Below are 2,534 nucleotides of genomic sequence, written 5' to 3'. Positions count from 1 at the left end.
TCGGTACTCAAGTGTTTGTATTGGGTAGACATGGCAACACCTTACATCAGGTGTTGCACTTGTTCCTTGAGACCGCCCTTCCTCACCAAACGAGCCGATGTTAGAAATGACGTACACATGGCCTGTTCTGGTTTGCTGAGCCATTGACAGCGCGCGTTGGTTTTTCTCTTCCGCAGCCTGGAGCTTGAGTTCCAGCTCGCGCAGCTTGGCTTCAAATTCCACCCGCTGGGCATCATTGGCATTTGCTGCTTGTTGAAGAACCTTATCCATCGCTTTCTTGATGGTGTCCTCCTCCTTGGCCGCGTCCTTTATGGCACGTTCAAACTCACGTCGGGCTTTTTCTTCTTCGCGTATTTGTTCGCGCAGTTGGCGCTGCTCCTCGCGGTCCTGCTCTTTCAGTACGCGAGTCGTAGCGGCCCACTTCAGCTCTTCCAGACGTGAGGTGAGATATTCGTCGGTGATGCGTGCGTTTCTGAATGCTGTGCCGTTGTGGTTAACCAGGGCAAATGCATCGCGGATCTCTTGCTCCAGCTTGCCGTGGTTATCAGCTTTGTTTCTGGAAAGGATTGAGTCGACTTTGCCGTTGAATGCATCGATGACAAAGCGGATAGCGGTGTCACGTCGATTGGATTCTGCGTAGTCGCAGGTAGCAGCCCGACCGGCCTTGACCATCCAGCGGCTCATCTCACGGGCTGCTTTGAGTTTCTGGCCTGCTTCAGTGAAGGAAAACTCTTCTGCGAGGTCATCCAGCAGATTGTAGGTGGGCACGATGTAAGCATCACCGTAGCCTTCGATGATGTTCTTCATCGCTTTTGCTGTGTCAGCAAATTCCTTTGCCCGGTTCATGGCGCTGTAAGCGTTACCTGCAATTTCTTCTGCGCGTTTATTTGCGTTTTCAACAATCCTGCTCGCAGTTGCGCGGGCTGAAGCCATTTCCATCTCGCTGGTTATCAGCTCTTCTTTTGCCATGCGTTTGGCTTCATGTAGCTCGACTGCTGCAGCTATTTTCGACTGGGCGAAAACACTCTCAGCTTGTGCGTTGAGTTCTCTGGCGTGGGCCTCAGCATCGATGATGGTTTGATACTTGGAAAGGGCATCGACGCGATTCTGTAAGGCTGTATTTTCCTGCCCCTGGCGGTCGACACGGCTCAGTAGCGCTAAATTTTCTTGCTGCTGGCGATCAATGATCTGCTCTCGTTGGCGGAGTTCAGCAGTCAGCCTGGCTATGAGCTTTGTGTTTTTTACTGCGACGACCAGCAGCGCAAGGATGCATAAGCCGAAAATGACGAGGAACAGTTCCATGTGATCTCACTCGAGCGATTCGTTAGATTTGAAATAGGTAGTGGCGCTTGGCCATCTCAAGGCGAGCAGGGTATCTTCCATTTGCGCCAAGGGGTAGGGGAGTATTTGGTTTTGAAGGGCTAGGGGGTTGTAGGAAATATCCGGTTTTGTTGTGTGCCAGAGCTTGAAGTGTTTTGACTGCCCTTCCGTCCCAGAGAGATGCGGCTGGTTGAGTGTTAAAATTTTTGCATGATTTAAGAAATGCAACGGTTTGGCGTTGTCACTTTTCTAGATGCAATTCGGTTTATTTGGCTTTGAGTGGGGGATCACATGGCAGTAAGACTGGAGTTTCTAACCCAAGACCCTGACGAGAGGGCTCTGGCGACACGATATTGGGCCGCTGATGAAGAGGGTGTGTTTCTTGAGCGAGTTGCCGATCTGGTGCCGTTTCGGGAGATCATTCAGTCTGGCCAGATTGCTAAGAAGGTACGTGAGTACTGCGATGCGTTCGACGAAAACCAAACCTGCAATATCTGCGATGGACCCGTACGCATCAATGGCCGAGCTGATGTCAAGAAGGTTCCCCAGAATTCATCTTTGCCTTGTGCAAGCTGTACCGATGAGCAAAACAGGAAGCGCGCCGAACTGGAGGCTCAGGAGCTAGTAAAGGTAAATAGGCGATTAGCCAATATGGTTGAGCGGAATGCTTCAGCTACCCTGGATTACTCCGGTCTACCCGATAACGTTGTACTTATCCTGTTGGCAATCAATGCTGTTGTGGCACCTCGTCTTGCAGATGGAACATTCGGGGTTGGCGATTGTGAAGATCTAGCTCCGTGGGATGCGGGTTCGTTTACAAGGCAGCTCCATCGAGAGGGATACCTCTTGGAAGATCCAAGAGTTGTAAAACCTGGTACCTATTACCTCAAGAATGGGGGGCTTTGGCACAAAACCTATCAGCTTGAACTATTTCTTCCTCCTGACACGACGCTTGGGCGTGGGATCGGGGCGCTGGATCTGTTGGGTGAACATTGTTTTTCCGATCCTGAGTCGCTGATCAACCTCTGGCTGGATTATTCCGTTGGTGACGTGCTGCGTTACCTCTTTGATCAGTGCAATATTTACAACCACGACCTTGATGACGAAGCGATAGACAAGATCAAAAGTACTGTCAGGCTGAATCGCCCCTAGTTTCGTAGACACCTCCAAGCCTTAAAATGAGGCCCATTAGGAGGTGCCATGAGCAACCAGCG

General features: G+C 50.9%; 2 protein-coding genes. One reads left to right on the top strand and one right to left on the bottom strand.

Annotated elements, in window-relative coordinates:
- Positions 1-1,302 (bottom strand): DUF4041 domain-containing protein (locus tag CJU81_RS23440; RefSeq protein ID WP_095038438.1); only part of this gene is annotated, 1,302 nt, incomplete at its 3' end.
- 309 nt (positions 1,303-1,611) lie between these two features.
- Between CJU81_RS23440 and CJU81_RS23435 the strand changes: the two genes are divergently transcribed.
- Positions 1,612-2,472: a hypothetical protein gene (locus CJU81_RS23435; RefSeq protein WP_095038437.1), complete on the top strand. Its 861-nt coding sequence runs from the start codon at positions 1,612-1,614 to the stop codon at positions 2,470-2,472.
- Positions 2,473-2,534: the final 62 nt, after the last annotated feature.

Source organism: Pseudomonas fragi (assembly GCF_002269505.1).
In the GTDB taxonomy this organism is placed as follows: Bacteria; Pseudomonadota; Gammaproteobacteria; order Pseudomonadales; family Pseudomonadaceae; genus Aquipseudomonas; species Aquipseudomonas fragi_D.
The sequence above is the reverse complement of the archived record's forward strand: the minus strand, read 5'-3'. Positions and strand labels throughout refer to the sequence as shown.

What these genes read in the sequence shown, in the direction of transcription:
- CJU81_RS23435 (WP_095038437.1), top strand. Translation starts at nt 1,612, where the DNA reads ATGGCAGTAAGACTGGAGTTTCTAACCCAAGACCCTGACGAGAGGGCT.